Genomic DNA, 4,145 nt, shown 5'->3' with positions numbered 1-4,145 from the left:
TGTTTTTCTTTGGACATTAACATGTCCTCCTTTCGTAAGTATCACGGTTATCCCGTAGCTTCATTTTAATACTTACGTTAGTGGCTCTCTATAGCGGATTTGAAATTTTTAACAGGTGGCTCCCTGCGTCGGATTAGGTGGCTCTGCGCAGGAGACTGTGTGGCTCTAAATCGTCGGAATACTCAAAACGTTTGTATTGAAAGCACCCTTTTATAGTACTATTATCGTAAGCAGGTGTTTTTAGATGTTTCAATTCAGTTATTAAAAAACACTTGAATAAATGCTCATATAACTATTGACATATGAGAAAAATAATAATATAATAAATACACAACATATGAATGCTTGTTCAAGTATTCATACGAAATGTTTAAAAAAGAGGTGATAATATGACCGAAAAATTTAATTTAATTGAAAGATGTGACTGCAATGTAATTCATGAGGATATTATAAATCAAGTTAGAGATAAAATGCCTCAAGAAGAAAGCCTTTACGATCTAGCAGAATTATTTAAAGTATTTGGAGATTCAACACGAATCAGGATACTATGGGCTTTACATGAAGCTGAAATGTGTGTTTGTGATATCGCTGTATTACTTAACATGACACAATCAGCAATTTCCCATCAGCTGAGAGTCTTAAAACAAGCTAATTTAGTGAAAAACAGAAAAGAAGGCAAAGTAGTATATTATTCATTAGTTGATGATCATGTAAGAGAAATATTTGACCAAGGTCTAATTCATATCAACGAGAAGTAGTAATGCGGTAGAATAGAATATTTTTTGAAGATATTTGGGCAGATATTTAAGTCTTCATATCAAATGAGCAATGCTTCAAGAAAATTTGAAAAAGACTTGTAGTATTCAAAATAAAATTACAAATAATATTTAGGAGGATTTAATAATGAAAAAGAAATTTATACTTGAAGGTTTAGATTGTGCAAATTGCGCGGCAAAAATGGAAAAGGCTATTAATGAGCTTGATGGAGTGAAAGAAGCTACTGTTAACTTTATGACCACAAAACTTGTTATTGATGGTGAGGATGAAAAAATGCCTACAATAATAGCAGAGGCTGAAAAAATAGTTAAAAAAATTGAACCTGATACTATTATGAAAAGGGTATAAGGGGGTATGCAAAAATGAAGAAACGATTGTGGCGAATAATAATTGGTGCAGCCGTGTTAGTTGCAGCAGCAATTATTAATTTTAATAATGAATGGTTACAGATTGCTCTCTTTATAATAAGTTACATTATTGTAGGTGGAGATGTTGTAAAAAGAGCTGTAAAAAATATTTTTAAAGGTCAAGTTTTCGATGAAAACTTTTTAATGAGTATTGCAACAATTGGTGCATTTTTTATTGGTGAGTATCCTGAAGGTGTTGCAGTTATGCTGTTTTATCAAGTTGGAGAACTGTTTCAAAGCTATGCAGTTGGCAAGTCGAGAAAGTCAATTGCAAGCCTTATGGATATTCGACCAGATTATGCAAATGTTAAAAAAGGCGATGAACTTGTCAAAGTTGACCCAGATGAAGTACAAATTGGAGATATTATTGTAATTAAAGCAGGAGAAAAAATTCCTCTTGATGGCAAGGTAATTGAGGGAAGTTCAATGATTGATACATCGGCACTAACAGGCGAATCTATTCCTCGTGAAGTAGAAGTTGGAAGTGATATCCTAAGTGGGTGCATCAACATTAATGGAGTTATTACAGCAGAGGTTACCAAGGAATTTGGAGAATCTACTGTAAGTAAAATTCTTGATTTAGTTGAAAATGCAAGTAGTAAAAAATCCAATTCAGAACAATTTATTACGAAGTTTGCGAGATATTATACACCGGTTGTGGTTATAATCGCAGTTTTTCTAGCTATTATACCGCCTCTTGTTATAGACGGGGCGACTTTTAGTGATTGGATATATAGAGCACTAGCATTCCTTGTGGTATCCTGTCCGTGTGCTTTAGTTATTTCAATTCCTTTGAGTTTCTTCGGTGGAATAGGTGGAGCCTCAAAAAAAGGTATTTTAGTCAAGGGTAGTAACTATTTAGAGGCATTAGCAGAAACTGAAATTGTTGTTTTTGATAAAACTGGAACACTAACGAAAGGTGTATTTAATGTACAGGAAATTCATCCAGAAGGAGTTTCCAAAGAAGAGCTACTAGAATTAACTGCATATGTGGAAAGCTATTCCAATCATCCGATTTCACTTTCACTGAAACGTGCATATGGCAAAGAAATAGACAATGGACGTATTTCAGATGTAGAAGAGATATCAGGTCATGGTGTTATTGCAACAGTAGATGGCAAAAAGGTTATGGCAGGAAATATCAAACTTATGAAAATGATGGATATCCCTTATTTCAAGGGAGAGCTGATCGGTACTGCTGTACATGTTGCTGTTAATAACAAATATATAGGTTACATTGTAATTGCCGATGAGGTAAAGCCAGATTCAGCACAAGCAATCAAGGAACTTAAGGCAGCTAATATTAAACAAATAGTTATGTTGACAGGTGATAATAAAAGTGTTGGTTCAAAGGTTGCTAAAGAGCTTGGTGTTGATAAGGTTTATGCAGAACTGTTGCCAGCAGACAAAGTTGAAAAACTAGAAGAATTATTTTCGCAAAAATCTACAAAAGGTAAACTTGCTTTTGTTGGTGACGGAATCAATGATGCGCCTGTATTAGCTCGTGCAGACATTGGAATAGCAATGGGTGGTTTAGGTTCTGATGCGGCCATTGAAGCTGCTGATATTGTAATTATGACTGATGAGCCATCGAAAATTGCTACTGCAATGAAGATTTCTAAAAAGACACTAAAAATTGCACATCAAAACATAGTATTTGCAATTGGAATAAAAATAATTGTTCTTATTTTGAGTGCTTTTGGAATAACTACTATGTGGGCAGCTATATTTGCAGATGTAGGTGTAACTATCATCGCAGTATTAAATGCTTTTAGAGCTTTGAATGTAAAGAATCTATAAACTATTTTTCCTATTCACCCCCCTTGTTTGATACCGATAATTGATGAGACAATCAAGGGGTATAAATTACAAAATGAAACTTTTTAAAGGCAAATGAAAATTAAGGCCTAAGACAATGGAAGCCTGCACAAGGGCAGAAATTTAAAACTATAAATGAAAATTGGTTGGTATATGACCTTGAATTAGATGGTTTAAAAGATATGGAGGTTATGTAATTGAAAGTTATTGATGAATGTTGCTGTGAATGCACCACACAAAATTTAAATAAAACAAAGGAGAGTTGCCCTGTCTGTAATAATGAAGGAGTAACAGTTAGTAGGATAACCGTTGAACACTTGGTGACAGATGATAACCGCAAGGCAGTCTGGGGAGATAATTATAGGATTTGTATGAATGAAGACTGTGATGTTGCCTACTACAACGTTGATAATGGAATAAAATTCTTAAAAGTCCAAGTTAGTGTTCCTATTTGGTTTAAGAAAGATGCAAATCCAAAGTATTCTTGTTATTGCAGTAAAGTCACTGAAGAACAAGTAATAGAAGCTGTGGTTAAGCATGGTGTGAAGACAGTTAAAGAAGTGAATTCGATAACTGGAGCTATGAAAAAACCTAATTGTAAAGAATACAATCCCTTGGGAGTTTGTTGTCATAAGATTATTCAGGAAGCTATCGATAAAGGCTTAACTATAAAATGATTATTGTGCAAATGGCTAAAATTGAAAAAAACGTAGCTACTCTTGATTTATGGGGTTTAACAAATGCGATTAGATTGAAGTCTTACAGATTCGAAATCAAAATAAAGGTCTACCTGATGTTAATATAATATTGTGAAAACACAAATTATTTGATTGTCAGAAAAGAATAGTTGATTTCTAACCAAAGTATTAGGTTATATTCCATTAGTAGAAAATGTCATATCTTTTATACTAACAATAACATGCAAAAACTTCAACAGCACTGAGATATAAAAATCTTGGTGTTTTTGTTTTATATAAATCTAAAACTAAAACTAAATAAAGAAACCCAAAGAGGCGAAGTCTTCGGTCAACTTATGATCGATAGTCTTCGCCTTTTTTTATTTCAAATGGATTGTCAACACTTTTTCAGACAACTTTTTTAAGGTCTGCTGTTTTGAATTCAATCGGCGTCATATAATCAAGA

4 protein-coding genes are annotated in these 4,145 nt (G+C 33.4%); all 4 read left to right on the top strand.

Annotation, left to right across the window (positions count from 1 at the left end):
- Positions 1-389: 389 nt before the first annotated feature.
- The 4 genes from U2P91_RS17680 to U2P91_RS17665 all read left to right on the top strand — a co-directional run bounded on the left by U2P91_RS17680 (position 390) and on the right by U2P91_RS17665 (position 3,679).
- Complete coding sequence (locus U2P91_RS17680) at positions 390-758, top strand: ArsR/SmtB family transcription factor (protein WP_111886409.1); 369 nt, start codon at positions 390-392, stop codon at positions 756-758.
- Between the two features lie 145 nt (positions 759-903).
- On the top strand, positions 904-1,125 hold the full coding sequence (locus tag U2P91_RS17675; protein ID WP_111886410.1) for a cation transporter: 222 nt from the start codon (positions 904-906) through the stop codon (positions 1,123-1,125).
- Between the two features lie 14 nt (positions 1,126-1,139).
- Positions 1,140-2,984 (top strand): heavy metal translocating P-type ATPase, encoded by a 1,845-nt coding sequence (locus U2P91_RS17670; RefSeq protein ID WP_111886411.1) that lies wholly within the window; start codon positions 1,140-1,142, stop codon positions 2,982-2,984.
- 215 nt (positions 2,985-3,199) lie between these two features.
- Positions 3,200-3,679 (top strand): Csac_0668 family 2Fe-2S cluster-binding (seleno)protein, encoded by a 480-nt coding sequence (locus U2P91_RS17665; protein WP_111886412.1) that lies wholly within the window; start codon positions 3,200-3,202, stop codon positions 3,677-3,679.
- Positions 3,680-4,145 lie beyond the last annotated feature (466 nt).

It is taken from the genome of Acetobacterium sp. K1/6, from assembly GCF_034438075.1.
GTDB lineage: Bacteria > Bacillota > Clostridia > Eubacteriales > Eubacteriaceae > Acetobacterium > Acetobacterium carbinolicum.
This window is presented reverse-complemented; position numbering and strand designations above follow the sequence as displayed.

Bases quoted from the DNA above. Each gene is read 5' to 3' on its own strand.
- U2P91_RS17680 (WP_111886409.1), top strand. From the start codon at position 390: ATGACCGAAAAATTTAATTTAATTGAAAGATGTGACTGCAATGTAATT.
- U2P91_RS17675 (WP_111886410.1), top strand. From the start codon at position 904: ATGAAAAAGAAATTTATACTTGAAGGTTTAGATTGTGCAAATTGCGCG.
- U2P91_RS17670 (WP_111886411.1), top strand. From the start codon at position 1,140: ATGAAGAAACGATTGTGGCGAATAATAATTGGTGCAGCCGTGTTAGTT.